This is a genomic window from Alteromonas salexigens (assembly GCF_025628895.1).
Taxonomy (GTDB): domain Bacteria; phylum Pseudomonadota; class Gammaproteobacteria; order Enterobacterales; family Alteromonadaceae; genus Alteromonas; species Alteromonas salexigens.
On sequence record NZ_JAOTJC010000013.1, the window covers coordinates 151,780 to 174,284 of the forward strand.

A 22,505-nucleotide genomic window follows, 5' to 3' on the forward strand; every position below is an offset into this window, starting at 1 on the left:
TTTGAGCATTAATGCTGAATTAGCCTGATTATCCTGGCTAATTCAGATGACACACCCGGATTTGATCAGTTGTCAGCTAAAAACAACGGCCCTAACGGACGCGGGGGTAATTCGATGGGCGCCGGATAGGTCACATGGACGAGGTACAAGCCATTGGGTTTTGCCGTGGCAGCCGCCGCGGTCCGATCTTTCATTGCCAGCAATTCCGCTATCCATTCAACCGGCTGCTCCCCTGCCCCCACTTCAACCAGTGAACCGGTGATGTTGCGAACCATATGATGCAGGAAGGCGTTGGCCCGAATATCGATGATCACGTAGTTGCCCTGGCGGGAAACGGACACGTGAGTGACATTGCGAAAAGGCGTTTTAGACTGGCACAGGGATGCCCGAAACGAGGTGAAGTCCTGCTCGCCCAGCAAAGCCTGCGCGGCCTCGTGCATGCGATCCGCGTCCAGCGGTTTATAGATGTGGGTTACACCGCCGTGGAGAATTGCCGGACGGGTTTTGTTGTTGAAGATCACATAGCGGTAACGCCGGTGCGTCGCCGAAAAACGGGCATGAAAATCACTATCGACTTCCGCGCTCCAGTTGACTGCAATAGAGTCCGGCAGGTTGGCGTTGACGCCCAACGTCCAGGCGCGTTCAGGACGGTATTCATCACAATCGAAATGCACCACCTGACCTGTGGCATGGACGCCGGCATCGGTTCGCCCGGCGCACTGAACCTGAATGGGCTGATTAGCGACCTTCGACAGCGCATTTTCAAGGTATTCCTGTACGCTGGGTACATCCTTTTGCCGCTGCCAGCCATAGTGTGCCGCACCATCATACTCAATGCCTAAGGCAATGCGCCCCATAAGTCCGCCCCTGTCTGCAAAAATCGGCTAAGTGTAGTCATGCAGCAGGCGCGTGACAAGGCCTGTAGGTATAAAAACAGGCGTCCGTGCGTACCTATCGTCATCCCGGCGTCAGAATTAACTACCGTCATCCCGGCGTCAGTATCAATTACCGTCATCCCGGCGTCAGTATCAATTACCGTCATCCCGGCGTCAGTATCAATTACCGTCATCCCGGCGAAGGCCGGGACCACACAAACAAGCAGACTGATCTAAAACTCTACTTTTCTAACCCAGTGCAAGAAACTAAATTGTTGCTGAACACATGAAAAGGACTTTATGCGTGAAAACACCGAGCATTTATATTCTTACCAATCATCACAATACGACGTTGTATATTGGCGTCACCAGTAACCTTACCCAGCGAATTTATCAACACAAAAATAAGCTTGTAAAAGGGTTTAGTGCTAAATACAACCTTACTAAACTCGTATATTTCGAGCAATTTGAAGATATGGAAAACGCTATCCTAAGAGAAAAAAGGCTGAAGAGGTGGCATCGACAGTGGAAGAATCGGTTAATAGCAGAGATTAATCCTGATTGGCGCGACCTATACCCTGAGCTACTGGGTTGTAGATAATTGATACTTCACGATTACCTGATGGAGATCCCGGCCTTCGCCGGGATGACGGTAGGTATTGCTGACGTCGGGATGACGGGCTATTTTTAACTCGAAGAAACGCGTCATTGCGGCGGAGGCCGCAACCTCCATCGTCTAAGCGCAATATCAAAAATTACTCTTCTCGCGTGTCCAATGACAGTTGATGAGGTCCCGGCCTACGCCGGGATGACGGGCTATTTTTAACTCGAAGAAACGCGTCATTGCGGCGGAGGCCGCAATCTTCATCGTCTAACCGCGATTTCGAAAATCACTCTTCTCGCGTGCACAATGACAGTTGATGAGATCCCAGCCTTCGCCGGGATGACGGGCTATTTTTAACTCGAAGAAACGCGTCATTGCGGCGGAGGCCGCAACCTCCATCGTCTAAGCGCAATATCAAAAATCACTCTTCTTGCGAGCACAATGACAGTTGATGAGGTCCCGGCCTTCGCCGGGATGACGATAGTATTTATAAGTCAGCCTGTTTGGGAGGTCCCGGCCTGCGCCGGGATGACGGTAGATTCTATCAGTCAGACTGTTTGGAAGATCCCGGCCTTCGCCGGGATGACGGTAGGTATTGCTGACGCCGCAATGACGGTAGCTTTTTAAATCTCCTACCGTCTAGTAACTGCGACTATATATTCTCAGGTATTCATTTTTTCAACCTGTTCTTCGACCGGCTTTCCGTGCTCATTAAACTTCGCAATATCAGCGTTTGATGATTCCCATTCCTTGCGCTCTTCGTCTGTTGCTTTAGGTGAGAACCAACCAACGTAGGCATAAAATATTCCTATCAAGGGCGCCGTCCAACAAGCAAATGCCAGGGGGATATACAGCAAGTTTTCTAAATTATCACCAGAAATACCCAGTCCCAGAGCGGATATAACAAACGCCCCACCGGCATTCCAGGGAATAAGGGGAGACATTAAGGTTCCGCCTTCCTCCACTGCCCGTGACAGATTCAGCGTAGAATAACCCATGCCTCGATAAACGGGGGAATACATGCGCCCTGGTAGTGCAACTGACAAATACGGGTCGCCTGCCACCAGATTGGTTGAAAACGCAGTTCCTACCGCGGCAGCCTGCGTACCAGCAAACGATTTCGCTTTGCTTTTTATCGAATTAATTATACTTTTCAGACAGCCCGTGGTTTCTAACGCACCACCAAATGCAAGGGCGATAAACACCAACGAAATGGTCCACATCATGGATTGAATTCCACCACGATTAAGCAAGCTATCTATCTCAGTTATGTTCGTTTCGATGGAGTAGCCGTTGTTGGCATAATCAAAAACAGCCTGCAGGCTCTGGCCTTGCGCGATCATAGCGAATGCACCGCCGACCACAACACCCACGAATAGCGAAGGCAATGGCGGTAATTTCCTAAGCGCCAGTCCCATGACCACCAGAGCCGGTAGCAACGCCCATAGAGAGATATCAAAATTGTTTTCTAATGTGGTTGTGATCCCTTCTATTTTTTCAAACGACACGCTCTGAGTATCAATAACAAAAAAGCCGACCCCAAGATAAATTAGAAACGCAATTACCATAGCCGGAATAGTAGTGGCCATCATATTTTTAATGTGGGAAAACACGTCTGTTCCGGTCACAGCGGGAGCAAGATTAGTCGTATCAGAAAGTGGCGATACCTTATCCCCGAAAAATGCGCCCGACACCACCGCGCCGGCTGTCCAGTACATGGGTATTTCAAACCCTCCACCGATGCCCATGAGTGCCAAACCGACCGTACCGACACTGCCCCAGCTTGTCCCGAGAGATACTGCCACCACTGCACATATCACCATGGCAGCTGGCAGGAAAATCTCGGGAGATAATGTTTTCAGCCCATAGTAAATGATGGTCGGCACGGTCCCGCTCGCAATCCACGTACCGATAATCATCCCTACCACAATCAGTACGCTTACTGCCGGTAACGCTACATGTATGACTTTGAAAATTCCTGCACGAATGTCTTCCCACGTAAGCCCAAGGTAAATACCGACAAGGCTAGCCAGCGCCACCCCAATCGCAAGAGGGATATGGGGCTCAAATACGCCAAAATAGAATATCTGTGTGCCAAGTATTATCAGTGTCAGAATAACAGGCGTTAATGCAAGTGAGAGGCGTGGGGTAACGTGCTGTTCATCTGTCATACTTCTTCCTTATATTTGACACGGGTGACGTAAGTCATCTTCTGGTTTAAAAAGCGTACTTTGAGTAATTGCCATCAAATCAGTGATTGTTTGATACCAGTCGATACCTACGGGGCAAGGGGGAAAATAGTTCTGGAAAGAACAGGACAAACTACTCGTTGTGCCGTTTAATAAACGCTACCGCCATCCCGACGTAGGCCGGGACCTCCTAAACAGCTTGACTGAGATGCTATCGTCATCCCGGCGTAGGCCGGGACCTCATCAACTGTCACTGGTCACGCGTGAAGAGTGATTTTCGATATTGCGCTTAAACGATGGAGGTTGCGGCCTTCGCCGCAATGACGCGTTCTTCGAGCTAAAAACAGCCCGTCCTACCGGCGTCAGCAATACCCACCGTCACCCCGGCGCTGCTAATAACTATCGTCATCCCGGCGAAGGCCGGGACCTCCCAAACAAGCAGACTGATCTAAAACCCTACTTTTCTTACCCTGCGCAAGAAACTAAATTGTTGCTGGCCACATGAAAAGGACTTTATGCGTGAAAACACCGAGTATTTATATTCTTACCAATCATCACAATACGACGTTGTATATTGGCGTCACAAGTGATCTTATCCAGCGAATTTATCAACACAAAAATAAGCTTGTAAAAGGGTTTAGTGCTAAATACAACCTTACTAAACTCGTATATTTCGAGCAATTTGAAGATATGGAAAACGCTATCCTAAGAGAAAAAAGGCTGAAGAAGTGGCATCGACAGTGGAAGAATCGGTTAATAGCAGAGATTAATCCTGGTTGGCGCGATTTATATCCTGAACTTCTGGCTTGTAAGTAATAGATACGTCACGCTTACCTGATGGAGGTCCCGGCCTTCGCCGGGATGACGGTAGCATCTCTCAGTCAGACTGTTTGGAAGGTCCCGGCCTGCGCCGAGATGACGGTCACATCTATCAGTCAGTCGGTTTGGGAGGTCCCGGCCTTCGCCGGGATGACGGTAGCATCTCTCAGTCAGACTGTTTGGAAGGTCCCGGCCTTCGCCGGGATGACGGTAGCATCTCTCAGTCGGCCTGTTTGGGAGGTCCCGGCCTTCGCCGGGATGACAATAGCATCTATCAGTCATGCTGTTTGGGAGGTCCCGGCCTTCGCCGGGATGACAATAGCATCTATCAGTCGGCCTGTTTGGGAGGTCCCGGCCTTCGCCGGGATGACGGCAGCATCTCTCAGTCAGACTGTCAGGAAGGTCCCGGCCTTCGCCGGGATGATGGTAGCATCTCTCAGTCAGACTGTTTGGGAGGTCCCGGCCTTCGCCGGGATGACAATAGCATCTATCAGTCGGCCTGTTTGGGAGGTCCCGGCCTGCGCCGGGATGACGATAGCATCTCTCAGTCATGCTGTTTGGGAGGTCCCGGCCTGCGCCGGGATGACGATAGCTATTAGTGACGCCGGGATGACGGTAGCATCTATCAGGCAAGCGTCTTTAATAGCTCTTTGGCTTCTTCCTGCTGGTCATCACTGCCTTTATCTGCAACTTCCTGGAGCAGCTCCCGCGCTGATTCCATATCATCCATTTCCATGTAGGCTCGCGCTAAATCTAAATTTGCACTTTGACCTGCATCTTTATCGATATCTATGGCTGCGTCGGCATCCCCTACTCCCGTAAAATCTGACAAGCTCACGTCGAGATCCAGTGGCATGTCATCGAGGGCGGTACTGTTCTCTTCATCGGAGTCGTCCATTAACGACTCAATGTCCAGGTATTGCTCGTCTTTTGGCTGGGTAGCTGTATCTGCGCTGTCTTCCTCGTCATCCTGCAAGAGGGCGTTCAGATCGAGGTCCGGGTTCTCCAGCTCAAACGCTTTTTGGGCTTTTTCCGCTTTCTCTTCTTCAATGGCGTCAAGCAGCTCATCGAATTCAGTGTTTTCCAGCTCATCGAAAATTTCACCGTCTTCGCTGTCTTTGCTCCCACTCAGCCAGTCATCCAGTCCGGGAACATCTTCCAATTCATTGATTTCTGGTTCAGGCACCGGCGCGGGTTTCTCAATGCCATCCACTTCCTGTTCCAGCTCAAACTCGTCTACGCCGTCGAATGCTTCATCTAACAGGCTGTCATCAAAGTCATTGGTATCGGTATCCGGGCGATCCTCACCCTCTTCCGTTCCTGCTTCTGAAAACGATGGAATGTCGTCCATCAACTGCTTGTCGAACTCTTCCAGCGCCTGGTCTAACGGGTCTGCTGACGCCACCTCGTCGGAGTGGTCTGGCATGTCCGGAACGTCTGACTGGCTGGTTACCCCGCCCTCTTCAGCGTTGTCCACTTCCGCATCAATTTCATCAGCGGCTGCGGGGTCTTCATCTTCTGGTAGAGTGGCTTCAGAGTCATCCGGGGCAGTATCTGTGGCTGATACTGACTCTTCAGTAGCAACATCACTCTCGTCAGGTACCAGCTCATCGGTGAGGTCGTCCGTACCCGTGGGTGTTTCACTAGCATGTTGCTGTTCAGGCGATTCGGCGTCATCAGCGGTCTCAGCAAGGTCACTGGCATCATCTTCAGACGTCAGCGTTTCATCTTCCACATCATCAGTCAGAGGAGCAGAGTCACCCGCTTGCTCAACGTCTGCCGGTTCTTCAATAGTCTCAGCAGTTTCCGTCTCAGCCTCACCACTATTGACGGGTGATTGGTCATCGTCGTCTTCTGATGTACCGTCTTCATCTGACTGTTCTGCTTCCAGCTCTGCCAGTAATTCGTCGGTCAGTGGATCGTCGACCTCACTGGCAGCACTTTCAGAATCGACGTCACTGTCTGCAATCTCAGCATCATCGACAGCGGCGGGCTGTGTCTCTGATTCGGCCTCCAGCTCAGACAACAATTCATCCGATAACGCGTCTATTTCCGCGTCACCGGCCTGGTCATCCGCTTCCAGTTCGGCAAGAAGTTCGTCACTTAAGGTATCAGAAAGGTCGTCATTGTCAGCCTCGGCGGCTGGCTCCGGCTCGCCCTCTGTGGGCATTACCTCGTCCACCACGTCCAGTGCCACGGGCTCGTTCTCTTCTTCTGCCTGCAGTTCAGAAATGAGGTCGTCAGACAGCGGATCATTAAAGTCTTCCGCATTCTCCATGTCCGCTATGTCTATTTCATCCAGGTCGTCGGTGATGGTATCGAGATCCTGAATGGCTTGCGGCGAGGGTGTGTTTTGCGCCGTGGTGTCTATTTCGTCACTTTCATCGTCTTCGTCATCGGTGACGTCACCGAGCATATCACCCATCATTTCCAGCTGTTCAATTTCGCCAATGATGTTGTCGGTAAGTCTGTCTAGCTGCTGGCTCTGGTCATTAATTTCTTTTTCCAGCTTCTCCAGCATTTCTTCATTTACGGTATCGCTTTCCATGCCCAAGGTGTCGGCGAGGCTGTCATCACCACCGGTATCATCTAACAGTTCATCGATACTGATTTCAGGCTTATCGTCGGCGTCGGCCACCGGTGCCACCGGTACTGGCGCAGCTTCCTCTGTGGCAACAGGAGCCGCAGATTCACTTTCACCTTCACTGTCCGTGGGTTCCACGGGCTGCGAATCATCCGTAACGCTAACCTCAAACTGATCTTCTTCATTACTGTCGGTGGCGGTTTCGACGATATCGTCAATTTCATCGTCATCAAGGGTGTCTTGATCTAGTTCGTTATCGGCCTCCTGAGCAAGCTCACTGGCCAGCTCGTCGTCCTCATCTGAGGCTAAGTCAATGCCGTCGAGGTCGTCCCCGAAGTCATCGCCCACGTCATCAGCCTCCAGCACCGACTCCGACAAATCATCTTCATCAAACAGATTGTCCAGATCATCCTGATCCAGTTCTTCGCCACCAGCTTCAAATTCATCATTGTCTTCGTTCTCGGGCACGAGCATGTCATCGTCGAGCTCGGCAAAGTTTTCCAGCTCATCGTCCAGTGCATCTTCCAGCTCACTGGAAAGTACGTCATCCAACAGGTCGTCGTCATTGAACAACTCATCGTCGGTGAGTTCTGCGGTATCGTCTAAATCGTCAGAAATTGACGTGGACAGATCGTCCATTTCACTGGCCGGTGGCGGGGCTGTTACCGGTGCCGGCTCAGCCTGAGTGGGTTGAGGAGCTGATGTGTTTCGCCGCAATAACCAGGTAATCAGCCCGCCGACCAGCAGCAATGACACAATACCTGTGCCCAGAATTAACGCCATCGGTTGTGACAGCATATTCATGATGGACTGGCTTTCCTGCGCCTCTCGCGCCCGCCGCTCTTCTTCCATCATGGCTAACAGTTGCTGTTGCAACTCTACCTGCGTATCAATCTGGGTTTTAACATCACCCTCAAGCTGCGCACGCAGGTTCTGTAGATCCTCATTAACCTGCTCAATGCGGGTATACAACTGGTTATTATTGTCGAGGATGGCCTGCACAGAGTTGATAGACTCGGCAAATTGTTGCCTCAGTTCGTCGAACTGGACGGCCTGCTGTTCGTCCAGCTGGCTGATTTGTTGTTCGATGGCCGTTTTGGTTTGTGACAAATCCTGTTGACTGGCCAACTCCACCGGAGGCTTAATATTTTTTGAGGGGTCAGGGTTTTGCAAGGCTTCAGCAAAGCGCTGCTCATCCTGCTCGGCCCGTTGACGGGCGTTATCGGGGTCAATGCGTGAGGCATAACGTTCCGAAGGCAACTGCAGCATAGTGCCGTCAACCAGCAGGTTGAGATTGTTGTCTTCGAATGCGTCAGGATTGAGCTCATAAATGGCCATCATCACCTGATAAACGGTGAGATCTTTATTCTGCCGATAGCGTTCGGCAATGCGCCACAAGGTATCTTTGGCGTCTATGGGGCCATACGTATTGCCGGAGAACTGGCTGGTCGCATCTTTAGGGCCTTTCAGCTGTGTTGCACGGTCTTGCGCGTGCACAGTATTTGGGAAGGCAGACAACCACAATGTCAGTACCAGTATGCCCGTCAAATGCAATTTCATAGCGTTCCTATATGCCCTTAAGCGTCATTACCACCACGCATTTTTCAGTGGTTTGTCGCCGGTTTCCCCCCTGCTCGCTGTGGCCGGGGTAACCGCTTATTCTTATATGCGAGTGACGCTACGATTACCACACGCTGCAATTAGCATGCTGCGTTCGCGCCATATATAGTGATTGCGAATACGACGCTGAAACTAGCGTCAATTTTCCACCATCTTAATGATATGCAAAGATTAATCCAGAAAAGCACTTTGCAGCCCGCAGATTGTTCCGAAACTATAAACCAGTTACGGGAGTCAATCTAGCATGGCACGGAAAAAAGCGTTCGTCAGACTGAGGATAACTGTCAGAACAGTCAAACGAACCAGTATGAGAAGGTTATCGGCAGCCGCGTCAAAATATTAACGCCGCTGCCGGCAGGTTATTTAGAGGTAGTCGCGGATAAGGGTTTCTGCAATTTGCACACTGTTAGTTGCAGCGCCCTTCCGGATGTTGTCAGAGACAACCCACAGGTTAAGGCCATTGGGGTGGGTAATATCATTCCGAATGCGTCCCACATGCACTAAATCATTACCGCTGGCATTACCTACCTGGGTAGGGAACTGCTCTCGCTGGTCGTAAACCGTTACGCCTGGCGCATCAGCCAACAGTTGTTTAACCGCTTCTGCGTCAATAGGTTGCGTGGTTTCCAGGTGAACCGCCTCGCCATGACCATAGAAAACCGGCACCCGTACTGCCGTGGCATTCACCAAAATGCTGTTATCGCCCATAATTTTTTGGGTTTCCCACGCCATTTTCATTTCTTCTTTGGTGTAATCGTTGTCCATAAAGACATCAATTTGCGGGATCGCGTTAAAGGCGATTTGACGGCTGAAAGCTTCTGTTGTCACCTCGCGTGAGTTCAACAGATCGGCGGTTTGCCGGGCCAGCTCTTCCATAGCCGTTTTGCCTGCACCCGATACCGACTGGTAAGTGCTGACGTTAATGCGCTCAATACCCACCGCATCATGAATAGGCTTTAGCGCCACCAGCATCTGGATAGTTGAGCAGTTGGGGTTCGCGATGATGTTGCGGTTACGGAAGTCGGCCAGTGCATGGGCGTTCACCTCCGGCACGACCAGGGGGATGTCTGGTTCATAGCGATAATGCGAGGTGTTATCGATAACGATACACCCGGCTTCCGCTGCACGCGGGGCGAATTCGGCTGATACACTACCGCCTGCCGAGAAAAACCCAAACTGCACCTGACTCCAGTCAAACTCATCTGCGTCCAGTACCGTTACGTCTTCACCTTTGAATGTCACGGTACCGCCTGCCGAACGTTTACTGGCAAGCGGGTAAAGGGTATTAATGGGGAAACCGCGATTTTCCAGTATTTCGATCATGGTCTGACCAACCAGACCTGTGGCGCCGAGAATGGCAACGTCAAAGGCTTGAGACATAGTGAGTGAAACTCCTCGATTGATGCGAACCACTGTTCGCTGAATGTTAAGTGAACTGCACCTCAAATCCCAGGCATGCTAGTTGATTTCTGATACCTGAAGAGAGGGATGTTGGCGCAATTACTGTGTACGCGTCACATTCGCGGCGAACCCGGTAGGCTTTCCTCAGTGCCGCAAACTGGTTCGATTCTGCCATGGCTTGCCGAAAATGCCTATCATCTTCACAAATATCATATACCGAAAAAAACAGCGCTTTTAAATCGCTCAGAGTCAGCCGTTCTGCCTGGCTGTCTGACAATCTCAAATGCAGCGGCGCTGGCGGCGTCAGAAAGTCTCCCAGAGTCCGGGTGGGTGTAACCTTCAGGCCTTCGCATACATGCTCGTAAACCATTTGGGTGCCACGGGTCTTGCCTTCCAGTGAGTGACCCGCAATGTGCGGGGTAGCCAGCCAGGCTGCCTCGGTAACCGCCATATCAATATCAGGCTCATTCCAGAAAACATCCGTTATAAACAACGGGGCGTCACGTTCATTTAATCGTGTTAGCAGCGCCTTCTCATCAATCACCTCACCGCGGCAGGCATTAATCACACACTGGTGTGCCGATAGCCCTGCCAGCGCAGTGGCATCAAGCAGATGATAGGTGGGGTGAGACCCGGTGGTGGTATAAGGCACGTGCAGGGAAATAACATCACACGCTAATACCTCTTGCAGACTGACCAGGGCCCGGTGGTCTCCCTGTTCTGCAAGCGGGGGATCGCAGAGTTTGCAGGTAATGCCGAGGCAGTTCAGCAAAGCAGCCAGCGCCGACCCCACATGCCCGGCTCCGACAATACCTACCGTTGCCGCAGGTAACGACAGATGCCCGTTATCGTCCGCCTGTAACAACGCACTCAGCACGTACTCGGCCACCGCCCTGGCGTTACAGCCTCCCGCCGAGCGCCACGGCACCCCGGCTGCATCCAGTGCTGCTTTATCCAAATGGTTTGTGCCGGCGGTCGCTGTGGTCACCAATTTAAGGTTGCGAGCCTGGCTCAGCAGCGTGGCATCAACCCGGGTGGTAGAGCGTACGACCAGATAATCGGTGTGAGCCAGGTCGGCAGGCTGCAACGATTGCCAGCTATAGCGGGTGATCTTCCCCAGCCCTTCAAAGTATTCTGCCCCGTACGGGATGGTGTCTTCAACGAGTATATTCAAGCTGTTTGCCCCGGTTCACTGCCAAGTTTGGCACTATACCGAGTTATGCCGCCCTGCTCTACCCGAATTGCCCGCGACGATGAGCGACAATGCACCGGCAGCCTGCCCGGTTTGGGTGATAATGCACACACAAAAAAAGCTGCGACATGCGCAGCTCTTTTTACGTTTTTTTCAATGCTATTGCCATCCTCGGCTGGCGCCAGACTTATTTCTGATAGCGTTGCATCACCAGCGTGGCATTGGTGCCACCGAAGCCGAAGCTATTCGACATCACTGTATTCAGCGTGGCTTGGCGGGCTTCAGTCACAATATCCAGCCCTTTTGCCTGCTCATCGAGGTTGTCGATGTTGATAGAGGGCGCAATAAAGCCATGCTCCATCATCAGCAGACTGTAAATAGCCTCGTTAACCCCCGCTGCGCCCAGCGCATGGCCGGTGAGCGACTTCGTGGCGCTGATGGGCACACCGCTGTCACCAAATACATCGCGAATCGCCCCCAGCTCTTTGACATCCCCTACCGGCGTAGATGTGCCGTGGGTGTTCAGATAATCAATGGGGCCGTCGAGGTTTTGCATGGCCATTTTCATACAGCGGATGGCACCTTCACCGGAAGGGGCTACCATGTCGAATCCATCAGAGGTGGCGCCATAACCTACTACTTCACCATATATTTTGGCGCCACGGGCCAGCGCATGTTCCAGTTCTTCAACGACAACCATACCGCCACCGCCGGAGCTGACAAAACCGTCACGATCTGCGTCATAAGTCCGCGATGCTACGGCCGGGTTGTCATTATACTTAGATGACAAGGCGCCCATTGCGTCAAACTGACTGGACAGTGACCAGTGCAGCTCTTCGCCACCGCCGGCAAAGACCACGTCTTGTTTGCCCAATTGAATTAGCTCCAGTGCATTGCCAATACAATGGGCACTGGTGGCACAGGCTGATGCTATTGAATAATTCACGCCTTTAATTTTATAGGGTGTGGCCAGACACGCAGATACCGTAGACGCCATGCAGCGCGGCACCATATACGGCCCCACACGTTTTACGCCCTTGGCACGCAAGGTGTCGGCAGACAGCACCTGATTTTCCGATGAGGCACCGCCGGAGCCGGCAATGATACCCGTGCGCTCATTAGAAATATCGCTGTCTTCCAGACCAGAGTCGGCAATGGCCTGTTGCATGGCAACATAAGCATACCCTGCGGCATCGCCCATGAAGCGCATCGCTTTGCGGTCAATGTGCTCTTTCAGGTCAATATCAATATTGCCCCATACCTGGCTACGCAAGCCCATTTCGGCAAACTGCTCAGAGAATGTGATCCCTGATTTTCCGGCTTTAAGCGACGCCGTAACGTCCTCTTTGTTCGCACCGATGCTGGACACAATGCCCAGACCTGTGATTACTGCTCTTCTCATAATTTACCCTTTGCGTTGTTGCGGCCTATGGTAACGATTTTATTCGCTCAAGTGGTCTGCTCTTTTCTACGGGTTGTCTGCTTACCGAAAACTGTCCGGCGTCAAAACCCGTCTCGAATCCTCAGAACCGCGTGTCATTATCGCTACCTGGCAAGGCTGGTCACCTGACATTATCACAGGTATTATTCCTGCGCTTAAGCATGACACAGATTAAATTTACAGCGATCACGCTATCACAGTGATAGCACCAGTATTAATGTTTGTCTCCACTCTAAAGATTTGAACGAAGGTCTTACCGCGTGAAAACTACGACTGCCCAGGTACACTTTAATGACAGCGGTACCCCAGTGGCCGACCATTTCGATGATGTGTACTTCTCCAACGACAGCGGCATTGATGAAACCCGCCACGTCTTTATGTCCGGTAATGACTTGCCTGAGCGTTGGCACACCCACACCGGTGAGAGCTTTGTCATTGCTGAAACAGGTTTTGGAACCGGCCTGAATTTTCTGGTGGCCATGCAGGCTTTCCATGAGTTCAGACAAGCAAACCCGCAACATGTTCTTAAACGCCTGTATTTTTTAAGTACCGAGAAGTTTCCACTGGCGCAAAAGGACATGCAACACGCCCTGCTGCGTTTCACCGCGCTAGAGCATGAAGCGACTGCACTGGCCACGCAGTACCCCATTGCGATGGAAGGCTGCCATCGCATGAACTTTGCCAACTATGGCGTGACACTGGATTTGTGGATGGGCGATGTTCACGCGCTGCTGCCGCAGTGGCATGCGCCGCGCCGGGGCCTTGTTGATGCGTGGTTCCTTGATGGTTTTGCTCCCAGTAAAAATCCGGATATGTGGACAGCCCAGCTGTTTAGTGAAATGGCGCGCTTGTCTGTGGAGGGCTGTACCTTTGGTACTTTCACCGCCGCAGGGGTAGTTAAACGAGGTCTCAAAGAGGCGGGCTTTGCCATTCAGAAACGCCCCGGGTTCGGACGCAAACGTGACATGCTGACCGGTCAGTATCACCGTGATGCCCCCTCTGCCCCGTCCTCCCCGCCGTATTACCGCTTTGCCGCAGACGCTGTGAACAGCGAATCTCATGTGGTGGTAGTGGGTGGCGGACTGGCGGGTGCAGCAGTGACCCACGCACTGGCCTCACGGGGTATTCGCACCACCGTGTTAGTTGCCGATGAACAGGTTGCCCAAGGTGCATCCGGCAATCCCCAGGGTGGTTTCTATCCGCAATTACACAGCGAAGCCAGCCACGCCAGTCAAATTCAGGCGCACACGTTTTTGTATGCAAACCGGTTGTATCGCGGCCTGGCGGAACAATCATCACTTCGACACGAATTTTGCGGCGTAATGTTACTTGGCTTCAATGCCGCACAGCAGGCGCGTCAGCATAAACTGATCACACAACAAGTGTGGCCTGAAGCTCTTATACACGGGCTGGATGCGACAGAGGCTGATACCCGGGCCGGAGTAACCGTAAACAGCGATGCACTGTTTGTGCCCCTGGGGGGCTGGCTAAGTCCGCCGGACGTAGTGGCGGGCCTGTTTGAACAGGCTGCACACCTGGCACCCACGGTGATTCTCACGGGGCATAAGGTCAGCGGTGTGGTGTCTGACGAGCGTCATGTACAGGTTCACTGCGTTAATGGTGAAACCGTGACTGCTGACCACGTAATCATGGCGACCGGGGCAGAAAGCATTACCTCGGCGCTGTTTGAGCCTTTGGCGCTGCGGCCGGTGCGGGGTCAGGTAGAAGCGGTGCCGACTCAGTCGCCTCTTGACCAGCTGCAAACTGTGCTGTGCCACAAAGGCTACCTTACGCCTGCCTGTGACGGCCGCCATGCACTGGGCTCCACCTATATTAAGAACGATACTGATACCAGGCCGCGCGCTGAAGAATCGACACAAAATCTGGCCACCCATCAGCAGGCGATGGCGAATTGTGACTGGATGGAGCATTTGCAGCACGACGGCACAGCCCGCGCCGCCGTTCGTCTTGGCGTGGCCGACCACCAGCCGCTGGTAGGCGCGCTGGGCGAGCTGGACACACACCGGGAACACTATGCGTCACTGGCGTCTGGTAAGCGAGTTGAAACGGCGCCGCTGCCGCCTGCCTCCAGAGTCAGCGCGCTTACCGCCCTTGGCTCCCGCGGCTTAACTACTGCCCCGTTACTGGCAGAACTATTGGCCAGCCAGCTATGTCACGACCCCCTGCCACTGCCTGAGCCCTTGCTGCAGGCGCTTAACCCTAACCGGTTTATTGTCAGGGACTGTATTCGGGGTAAGTGCTGAGCACGTCATTGCGCTAATTGGCAGAACATAGCAAACGCCCGGCATATAGCCGGGCGTTTTTGGTTATGTTTGTAGCAGGCCGGCTTATCGTGCGACGGCCCCGGCATGGTTCAGGCTGCTGACGATAAAGGCAGGAATATAGATATTCGCACTGGCCACTACCTGACGGTTATCCACGGCAATAATTCTGGCATTCACCCGCACACCTCGCGGATCTTCAATAATAGTGCCAGTAACAATATGATCCATCGCTACTTTGGAGGCCAGCTCTGCGCCATCCCGGCTTAGTGCCAGATCACCATAAGGGGTTACTGACACGCCATTGGCCAGCTTAAAATCCACCACGGATAATCCGAAGGTCTGCAGTTCTGCAATCAGATATTCAGATAGTTGATTGCCCAGTACCGTAGTTTCCTGCAAGCTGCGGTTGAGGCGCACAAAACTGGCTACGCCAACCAGGTCCTGTTGAGTCAGTCTGGTGGCGCTGTCCATCAATAACATAGCCAGTTGGCCGGCATAGTCATTGAGTTTTTTATGGGTTTGTGACGGTGAAAAGCCGCTTTGCAACGGATCCCGATAACCGGTTTCGGCCTGACTGCGCTCTTGGGTTTCCCGGTCACGGGAGTCGGGCCGGTATTCCAGACCCGAGTCGGCAGGCACGTGGGTGACAGGTGCGCCACTGCCGGACCCGCTCCCCGGCCAGCCTGAAGAAGAACAACCGCTGGTCATCAGCAACACACTTACAATCGGTATCAGGCGGCAGCGCATAATTTCTACCCCCGACTCAGCTTCACGCCGTCGCGCATGCCATCGCGATGATTACCATTGCTGGGGATCAGCGCATCTACCACGTAAAACGGCACCAGCATTTGAGCGGTGGCAACCACCGCTCGCGACTCCATTCCCAGGATCCGCGCATTGACCAGCACACCGCCCTGGTGTTTGGTCATGGTCCCGGTCAGCACATACTCAATGGGCATGGCCTCGTCCAGTTCGAGATAATCCCGGGTAAGTACGAAGTCGCCGTCGTCGGTAATGCGGATATAGTCAGTGGCTTTAAAATCAATTACCGGAATACGGAATTTATGCAGTTCGTGCACAAAGGACTCGGCCATCTGCTGGCCCATCAGGTTGGTCGCCTGAAGATTGGAGTCCAGCATGGCGAAGTGGGTCACGCCTACCGGTGTCTTGTTATTTACAAACTCCATATTGGCAATCAGGTCCTGGGTCATGTTTTTCACATAGTCGCCTATGTGTTTGGTCAGCGGTCGCCCTTTATAGGCGCCCTGCACGCTGGAATATAATGGTGGCTGACCTACTGCGCCAAAGCTGTCCATATCCTCTTCCGCGGCCTTTACCGGGCCACGATCTACCGCGGTAACGTCCACCACATTCATGCCTGGCTGAGTTTGTGACGTTTGTGGTCCCTGCTCATCCATGCTGGCGCATCCTGACACCAGAACCACGGCGGCTGCCAGTAGTCCGGTAGTATTCCGGTAAATGCTCATTCCCCTTTACCCCTTTTTTCGGTTCTGTATAGCCTGCCCTGTCGCTCGGTCACCTGCTCGTGCTCCCAGAATAATTCTGCCGGAAAGAAACGGGTGGCCGCCGCTACCACATCTTTGTTTAATGCGTTAATTACCCGCGCATTCACAATGGCACCGGATTGCTGCATAACCAGTGTGCCGGTGATGTAGTAGTCTACCCGCTCCAGGCCGGAAAGCTGATCAATGTCCCGGGACAGCACTCTGTCACTGTCCTCTGTCATTATTATATCGTTCGTAAGCTTAAACTCTTGAGTGGTAAAGCCACGTTTGGTGGCTTCAGTAATCATACCCTGTTCTAACTGATGCCCCAGCATCATCAACGGGTGCTGGTGTCCGGATGAAAACGCCATCCGGTCTACGGGCACAAACCCCACCACGGCATAGCGCGCCTGGCGCGCCGGACGCAAACCGGCAAACAGCTCGTTCGCAAGGACATAGGTGTGATATTCCACGTTCCCCAGCGGGGAAGCCGTTAAGGCATCTGCCTGGGCAACAGCCGGGGTCTGCGGTTCACTGGCGCAAGCCACCAGCAACAGGCTGCATGCCACGCCGGCCACTAACTGGCGACAACCTGAAAAAGAAAATGATGCATTCATAAATAGGGTACCTTGCAACTGCAGCTTAGCCTGATCGTCATCAGACAGATAACAGCGCATCGCAAAATACGTACCAGTGCAGTGGTTTTTGTTACGGGTAGCGCTCAGGCGAGGATGACTGCGGCGTGCGGCTCCGCCTTCTCTGCTATTAGCGCCCGGCGCACGGCAATATGCGGCTACCTGAAGAGGCTAAGGCGGCAACTTCATACCGTTATTGCCGCCCGTCAGTGGCATTACTGCTCGGTGTTAGTTGCGCGTAACCGTGCCCAGAGTGCTGCCACAGCCTGCTGATCATCCGGCTCCAGTTCCCGGTTGGCAAATGCGGCGTCCAGGCTGTCCTGCATGGCAGCATCCAGCTTGTCCAGTGTGGCATCGGCCTGCATTTCCAGTTGTTTAGAAATGACGGCGAAGTGCCCTTGCAAATAGCTGGCAACGAACAGTTCGTCGTCACTGCCATGGTTCACTACGTCGTCCAGAGACTGCTCTATATTATGAACTTTGCCCACAAAGTCGTCTGAGGCTGCTGCCGGTGGAAGCACTATCTTTCTCCTGTGTTTAATTTAACGAGCCGGATATAACACTTTATCTTTATAACCGGTAATGACGGTTGTCGGGCCAGCCAGTTCAGCATCCAGCGCGGCATCGCCTGAATCGAGACGCAGTGGCCGCCCCTCCAGTGCCTGCAGCTTTTGCTTGGTGGCCACGACAAGCAGGCTGTCCTTACCAATACGACGGATAAAGTCCGCACTGAGTTGCTGGTTGCCCCGCCCCAGAATATGTCCCTGACCACCAATGACCGTCAGGACTACCCGGGTGGGTTTATTTTCGGTAAGCGATAATAGCTGATCGGCCGTAACATCACTGGCGACCAGCTCGCCGTTTTGCACTACATCCACACCCAGCAGGGTATTAGGCAGAGCCAGTGCCTCCATGATGCTGCCTACGGTGGATCCGGACCCCATCACGAACAGTGTCTCGGGTTCGTCTTCCATCATTTCGGTCACCGTGGCAACAATGTCATCCAATACCAAGGCTTCATCTTCACGCCCCCCCATTTTTACTGCCTGCACATAGGTAAGCTCGTTGGGAACCCGCATTTCGCCAAAGTGTCTGGCAATCACTTTGCCGTCCCGGAAGGCGTCTTCATCAATATCCCGGACTTCCGCATCCATTTCCGATACCAGCTCTCCGCGGATCATCATCGCCACCACCTGTCCGGCTGCGCTGGGCGTAACGGTATACACGCCTGAGTGAATTTTGCAGCCTGCCGGCACGCCCAGCACGGCAACCCGCTCTCCCACGCTGTTGCAGATATTCCGGGCCGTACCATCGCCGCCGGCAAACAGGATAAGATCCACACCATCGTCCAGCAGGGCTTTGGCGGCGGCTTCCGTGTCGGCACCTTCGGTCTGCTCAGCCTTCGGGGTATAGCGAACGTGGCAGGGCAGCCCTAGCGCTTCACACACTGACTCCCCCATCTCTCCGGCCGCGGTTTTAATTTCTACCTGGGTATTTAATGCACAGACAGCCTGCAGTGCGCTGGCCATTTTTTCATTGGCCTGCTTTTTCGCCCCCATGGACAAGGCTTTTTCCCGGATTTCTTTGCCATCACTGCCTTTCAGTGCCAGCGCACCGCCGATCCCCGCGTAAGGATTAACAAGAATGCCTAAACGAAACTTCGGTGTACTCATGCAGCTTCTCCGGCCAGCTGTGTAGCCACAGGCGGGGTATTAAAGTGGGAATGCAACGCCTGAATAAACACCTCAGCGCGGGGCGGAAAGCCCGTTTCCAGATAGGTTTGCAACTGGGTACGCACATTGCGGGTAAATTGCTCACGATCCGGCTCAGCGCCATTGAGGTTGTCGGTGCTTACCCGGAAACTCTGGTTACTGGCCAGGGAGAACGCCCACTCAAGCGCCTGGGGTTTAATTTCCACCTGTTCAAAGGCGGCTTGCTGTTCGCTATTGCGGCCATCCGGGCAGTACCAGTAGCCGTAATCCTCTTGCAGGCGCCGCGCCGGGCCAGCGATACACCAGTGCGCCACTTCGTGGAGCGCACTGGCAAAATAGCCGTGGGCGAAAACAATCTGGTGATAATCAACCGTCTCAGAGGCAGGCAGGTAGACAGGCTCTTCGTTTCCGCGGATCAGGCGGGTGTTATATTGCGCGTAAAAAGTCTCATCAAACAACGCGATCAGTTCGGCCACCCGTTGGGCTTCCCGCTGTTCAGAATTGTTCTGGGCTAACACGCTGCTCATATACTCCCGCTTGCTTTACCTGCATAGGTACTGTTGATGTGGCGGCGAAGTCTACCAAAAAGCCTGCGACCAGACCACAATCTCAGGCTTGCATCCGGTTTCACTGTGGGTCAAGCTAACTGTACGCAAAGTAGCAACGGAGAAAGGCGTGTCTCAGGCAATCATAGCGCACTTGCATCAGGTAAATGCACATCGCGACATGGCTGAAAAGCTCGGTCTGATTGACAAAATCCACCAAATACAGGCATGGCAGTGTGAGCGATTGCTGGCAACCCATGAAGATTTAGCACGTCAGCAGCGCTATCGGCTGGCCATGGCGTTTTTTGTTGATGAGCTGTACGGGCCGAAAGATTTCAGTCAGCGGGATGCTGATTTAGCCAGAGTCATTCCCAAGCTGGCAAAAGTATTACCCGACAGCGCCATGCAGGCGCTGGACGACGCGCTGGCACTGAATGCGTTGTCATTCGATCTGGATATGCAGATGGCGCAGCAACTTGACGGGGCGCCGCTAAACCGCGAGACCTATGCACTGGCATACCGCCAGGTTGGCCGTCAGGCCGATCGCCAGCATCAGATAGACATTATCGCCCATTTGGGGCAGCAACTGGCTGATGTGGTAAATATTCGCGGTATCGGTATGCTTATTAAACTGGCGCGGCGTCCGGCTAAACTGGCTGGGTTGCTTACGCTACATGAGTTTTTACAGCAGGGCTTTGCGGCGTTTAAAGCGCTGGGTGATGTGCACTCTTTTGTCGACCCGGTCATCCGACGGGAACGGATATTAATGGAACAGCTGCTCGACCCTGAGCGCGATATTACCAAGGACAACCCACTCCCCCATGTCTGATTCATTACCCTGGAAATTTGCTGATCCGCACGTTGAACACTGGCAAATTCAGCAGCCACATATCGACCATTACAACCATGTCAATAACGTGGCTTACCTCAGCCAGCTGGAACGGTTGGCGTGGGCGCATTCACAGGCCCTCGGCCTGCACTTCGACCACTATCGTGAGCTCGACCGGGGCATGGTGATTCGTCGTCATGAGCTGGATTACCTGCTGCCCGCTCACTTAGGCGATGAGCTTCTGTGTGCTACCTGGATAATTCACTGCGACAATAAGCTCACGCTGCGACGGGCGTTTCAGTTTATGTGTGCCCGCCGGCGTGTGCCGGTATTCGAGGCAGAAACGCAGTTTATTTGCATTAGCCTGTCTACCGGCGCGCCAAAGCGCATGCCACCCCTTTTTCGTCAGATTTATGGCGAGGCATGTCTGCAGAGTTCCGCCCATGCAGACTAGATATCTGTGGACGGCTTTAGCACTCTCACTGGCGGGTAACGGGTACCTGCTGTTGCAACGCCCTCCCTCTGCCCCGTCTCCTGAAGCACCGAACGAGATAAATGCTATTCAGGCATCTTCGTCTTTCAGCGAAGGGTTACTGCCAGCGCAGACCCAATCGGCGCCGCAGGGAGGAAGTCAACGACCGGACATTACCTATCTTGAAGGGCTGCTGGAGTCCGGCAAGTTCGCCCTGCTGCAACAGGAGTTGCAACGCGCACTGCGCCGGTTCCCCGATGATCCTGCATTGCTGATGCTGGAAGGAGAGCTGATTGTTAATACGCGCCCGCTTTCCGATGCCCTGCTGCATCTTTACAATTTAGCGGAAAAGCCCCTGCCGTATGCAGAGCGTCAGGCTCTTAACGAGCGAATCAGCCACTTGCTCCGCACCGCCATGGACGAGCTAAGGGCCGCGAATAACTGGGACTTACTGGCGCGTTTTTTAGAGCCGCTGTTCCAGTTACAACCAGATAGCCGCCTGTTTACGTTACAGCTTGCAGAAGCGTACGCCCGCCAGGGTAAACCAAACCTGACCGAAGACGTGCTGGCTTCCTTACCGCCGGGAGACCCTGACGCGCAGAGTATCCGGGATTTACTGAAGCCCGAGGTTGCAAAAGCCCCTGCCGCAGAACGCCCGCGATCAGCCGACGAGGGCCTGAGTCTGCAGCTGCAACCGCGCGGCGCTCACTTCATTGCCAATGTGCGCTTTGCCAATGTACCTGCCCAGCTGATCTTCGATACCGGCGCCACCACTACGGCCATATCTTCCGCGCTGTTCAACCGGTTGAGCGCGCGGGGGGAATTACCGTTTATTGGTATCTTCGAAGTGGCCACCGCTGCCGGACGGGTGTCGGCACAAATGGTACAGGTGCCCGTGGTACAGTTCGGACCATTTCGCTACACCTACTTGTCGGTACTGGTACTGCCGGATAACGTCATGGACGAGGCCGATGGATTACTGGGAATGAATGTACTGAAAAATACCGATTTTCGTCTCAATCAGCTAACCGGAGAACTCATCGTTTACCCCCATAGCCGCTAACCCTGTACAACATTGCCAAATTTAATCTTTCAAAAGCAAACCGGCTTTTTTGTGCTGCCGTAGCCATGAGCACCAGTAACAAAAAAGGAGAAAGTTATGGAAAAATTATCAGGTAAACGGGTGGCATTTCTGGTCACCAACGGGTTTGAGCAGGTAGAGCTGACCGAGCCGTTAAATGCTGTCAAGGAAGCCGGTGGTACAGCAGAAATTGTGTCATTGTCAAAAGACGATATTCAGGGCATGAATCACGACGAAAAAGGCGACACGTTTGCGGTCGATCGCGTGATTGACGACGTCAGTGCCGATGATTATCACGGCCTGGTATTACCCGGCGGCGTGCAAAACCCTGATACTCTTCGCACCGACGCCAAAGCGGTGCAGTTCGTGCGTGATTTTTTCAGCCAGCACAAACCAGTCGCGGCTATCTGTCATGGTCCCTGGTTATTAGTGGAAGCGGACGTCGTCAAAGATCGTCAGTTAACCTCTTTCCCCAGCATTAAAACTGACATTCTGAATGCCGGCGGTAACTGGCTGGATGACGAAGTAGTGGTTGATAACGGGCTCACTACCAGCCGCAATCCCGACGACTTACCCGCATTTTGCAAGAAAGTGGTTGAGGAACTGCGTGAAGGCAAGCACGAGCGTCAAACCACCTGAGTTGATTATTTAAAGCGCTGACGGGACTCCCGTCAGCGTGCTGCTTTACGCCAGGACAGCCAAGCTTTCTGGCAGAG

Annotated in this window: 23 protein-coding genes; 9 read left to right on the forward strand and 14 right to left on the reverse strand. The window is 53.2% G+C overall.

Translation table 11 applies throughout. From position 1 onward, the window contains the following. Positions 1-65: 65 nt before the first annotated feature. Complete coding sequence (gene truA, locus OCL06_RS15170) at positions 66-857, reverse strand: tRNA pseudouridine(38-40) synthase TruA (RefSeq protein ID WP_262996079.1); 792 nt, start codon at positions 855-857, stop codon at positions 66-68. Beyond that, a complete protein-coding gene (locus OCL06_RS15175) occupies positions 839-1,069 on the reverse strand; it encodes a hypothetical protein (protein WP_262996082.1) in 231 nt (76 codons plus the stop codon). The genes truA and OCL06_RS15175 overlap by 19 nt, the downstream gene beginning before the upstream one ends. A 92-nt stretch (positions 1,070-1,161) precedes the next feature. On the opposite strand from OCL06_RS15175, the gene OCL06_RS15180 reads away from it, so the two are divergent. Next, positions 1,162-1,476: a GIY-YIG nuclease family protein gene (locus tag OCL06_RS15180; RefSeq protein ID WP_308446015.1), complete on the forward strand. Its 315-nt coding sequence runs from the start codon at positions 1,162-1,164 to the stop codon at positions 1,474-1,476. Here the strand turns inward: OCL06_RS15180 and OCL06_RS15185 are convergent. Then, complete coding sequence (locus OCL06_RS15185; protein ID WP_262996246.1) at positions 1,459-1,584, reverse strand: hypothetical protein; 126 nt, start codon at positions 1,582-1,584, stop codon at positions 1,459-1,461. The genes OCL06_RS15180 and OCL06_RS15185 overlap by 18 nt on opposite strands. A 336-nt stretch (positions 1,585-1,920) precedes the next feature. Between OCL06_RS15185 and OCL06_RS15190 the strand changes: the two genes are divergently transcribed. Continuing rightward, positions 1,921-2,106: a hypothetical protein gene (locus tag OCL06_RS15190; protein WP_262996086.1), complete on the forward strand. Its 186-nt coding sequence runs from the start codon at positions 1,921-1,923 to the stop codon at positions 2,104-2,106. A 35-nt stretch (positions 2,107-2,141) separates the two neighbouring features. Here OCL06_RS15190 and nhaC read toward each other — a convergent pair whose 3' ends face one another. Further along, a complete protein-coding gene (nhaC, locus tag OCL06_RS15195) occupies positions 2,142-3,650 on the reverse strand; it encodes a Na+/H+ antiporter NhaC (RefSeq protein WP_262996088.1) in 1,509 nt (502 codons plus the stop codon). A gap of 537 nt (positions 3,651-4,187) precedes the next feature. On the opposite strand from nhaC, the gene OCL06_RS15200 reads away from it, so the two are divergent. Both OCL06_RS15200 and OCL06_RS15205 read left to right on the forward strand, forming a co-directional pair. Beyond that, positions 4,188-4,484, forward strand: a complete 297-nt coding sequence (locus tag OCL06_RS15200; RefSeq protein WP_262996090.1) for a GIY-YIG nuclease family protein — start codon at positions 4,188-4,190, stop codon at positions 4,482-4,484. 74 nt (positions 4,485-4,558) lie between these two features. After that, a complete protein-coding gene (locus OCL06_RS15205; protein WP_262996091.1) occupies positions 4,559-5,086 on the forward strand; it encodes a hypothetical protein in 528 nt (175 codons plus the stop codon). Positions 5,087-5,112: 26 nt separating this feature from the next. On the opposite strand, the gene OCL06_RS15210 is transcribed toward OCL06_RS15205, so the two are convergent. The 4 genes from OCL06_RS15210 to fabB all read right to left on the reverse strand — a co-directional run bounded on the left by OCL06_RS15210 (position 5,113) and on the right by fabB (position 12,686). Beyond that, the gene (locus OCL06_RS15210) at positions 5,113-8,631 is read right to left on the reverse strand and encodes a FimV/HubP family polar landmark protein (protein WP_262996093.1); all 3,519 of its coding nucleotides are present in this window, start codon (positions 8,629-8,631) and stop codon (positions 5,113-5,115) included. A 423-nt stretch (positions 8,632-9,054) separates the two neighbouring features. Continuing rightward, positions 9,055-10,071: an aspartate-semialdehyde dehydrogenase gene (locus OCL06_RS15215; protein WP_262996095.1), complete on the reverse strand. Its 1,017-nt coding sequence runs from the start codon at positions 10,069-10,071 to the stop codon at positions 9,055-9,057. Positions 10,072-10,117: 46 nt separating this feature from the next. Beyond that, complete coding sequence (locus OCL06_RS15220) at positions 10,118-11,266, reverse strand: 4-phosphoerythronate dehydrogenase (RefSeq protein WP_262996097.1); 1,149 nt, start codon at positions 11,264-11,266, stop codon at positions 10,118-10,120. A gap of 205 nt (positions 11,267-11,471) precedes the next feature. Next, a complete protein-coding gene (gene fabB, locus OCL06_RS15225; protein ID WP_262996100.1) occupies positions 11,472-12,686 on the reverse strand; it encodes a beta-ketoacyl-ACP synthase I in 1,215 nt (404 codons plus the stop codon). 299 nt (positions 12,687-12,985) lie between these two features. Between fabB and mnmC the strand changes: the two genes are divergently transcribed. Then, positions 12,986-14,989, forward strand: coding sequence for a bifunctional tRNA (5-methylaminomethyl-2-thiouridine)(34)-methyltransferase MnmC2/FAD-dependent 5-carboxymethylaminomethyl-2-thiouridine(34) oxidoreductase MnmC1 (mnmC, locus tag OCL06_RS15230; RefSeq protein WP_262996102.1), 2,004 nt, complete (start codon positions 12,986-12,988; stop codon positions 14,987-14,989). 84 nt (positions 14,990-15,073) lie between these two features. Here mnmC and OCL06_RS15235 read toward each other — a convergent pair whose 3' ends face one another. The 6 genes from OCL06_RS15235 to OCL06_RS15260 form a co-directional block, all read right to left on the reverse strand. Next, positions 15,074-15,757 carry a FlgO family outer membrane protein gene (locus OCL06_RS15235; RefSeq protein WP_262996104.1) on the reverse strand — a complete coding sequence of 228 codons (684 nt, stop codon included), beginning with the start codon at positions 15,755-15,757 and terminating at the stop codon, positions 15,074-15,076. Between the two features lie 5 nt (positions 15,758-15,762). Next, on the reverse strand, positions 15,763-16,497 hold the full coding sequence (locus OCL06_RS15240; protein WP_262996106.1) for a FlgO family outer membrane protein: 735 nt from the start codon (positions 16,495-16,497) through the stop codon (positions 15,763-15,765). Continuing rightward, positions 16,494-17,132, reverse strand: coding sequence for a FlgO family outer membrane protein (locus OCL06_RS15245; RefSeq protein ID WP_262996108.1), 639 nt, complete (start codon positions 17,130-17,132; stop codon positions 16,494-16,496). Before OCL06_RS15245 ends, OCL06_RS15240 begins: the two co-directional genes overlap by 4 nt. Positions 17,133-17,365: 233 nt before the next feature. Beyond that, positions 17,366-17,671, reverse strand: a complete 306-nt coding sequence (locus tag OCL06_RS15250; protein ID WP_262996110.1) for a YfcL family protein — start codon at positions 17,669-17,671, stop codon at positions 17,366-17,368. Positions 17,672-17,692: 21 nt separating this feature from the next. Continuing rightward, positions 17,693-18,823, reverse strand: coding sequence for an ATP-NAD kinase family protein (locus OCL06_RS15255; protein WP_262996112.1), 1,131 nt, complete (start codon positions 18,821-18,823; stop codon positions 17,693-17,695). Then, positions 18,820-19,389: an elongation factor P hydroxylase gene (locus tag OCL06_RS15260; protein WP_262996114.1), complete on the reverse strand. Its 570-nt coding sequence runs from the start codon at positions 19,387-19,389 to the stop codon at positions 18,820-18,822. The genes OCL06_RS15255 and OCL06_RS15260 overlap by 4 nt, the downstream gene beginning before the upstream one ends. A 148-nt stretch (positions 19,390-19,537) precedes the next feature. Here OCL06_RS15260 and OCL06_RS15265 point away from each other — a divergent pair, with 148 nt between their 5' ends. The 4 genes from OCL06_RS15265 (at position 19,538) to OCL06_RS15280 (ending at position 22,428) form a co-directional block, all read left to right on the forward strand. Further along, positions 19,538-20,236 (forward strand): DUF8198 family protein, encoded by a 699-nt coding sequence (locus OCL06_RS15265; RefSeq protein ID WP_262996116.1) that lies wholly within the window; start codon positions 19,538-19,540, stop codon positions 20,234-20,236. Continuing rightward, positions 20,229-20,690, forward strand: coding sequence for an acyl-CoA thioesterase (locus OCL06_RS15270; RefSeq protein ID WP_262996118.1), 462 nt, complete (start codon positions 20,229-20,231; stop codon positions 20,688-20,690). Before OCL06_RS15265 ends, OCL06_RS15270 begins: the two co-directional genes overlap by 8 nt. Further along, on the forward strand, positions 20,680-21,771 hold the full coding sequence (locus OCL06_RS15275; protein ID WP_262996120.1) for a retropepsin-like aspartic protease: 1,092 nt from the start codon (positions 20,680-20,682) through the stop codon (positions 21,769-21,771). Before OCL06_RS15270 ends, OCL06_RS15275 begins: the two co-directional genes overlap by 11 nt. Positions 21,772-21,867: 96 nt before the next feature. Beyond that, positions 21,868-22,428 (forward strand): type 1 glutamine amidotransferase domain-containing protein, encoded by a 561-nt coding sequence (locus OCL06_RS15280; RefSeq protein WP_262996122.1) that lies wholly within the window; start codon positions 21,868-21,870, stop codon positions 22,426-22,428. The last annotated feature ends 77 nt before the right edge of the window (positions 22,429-22,505 follow it).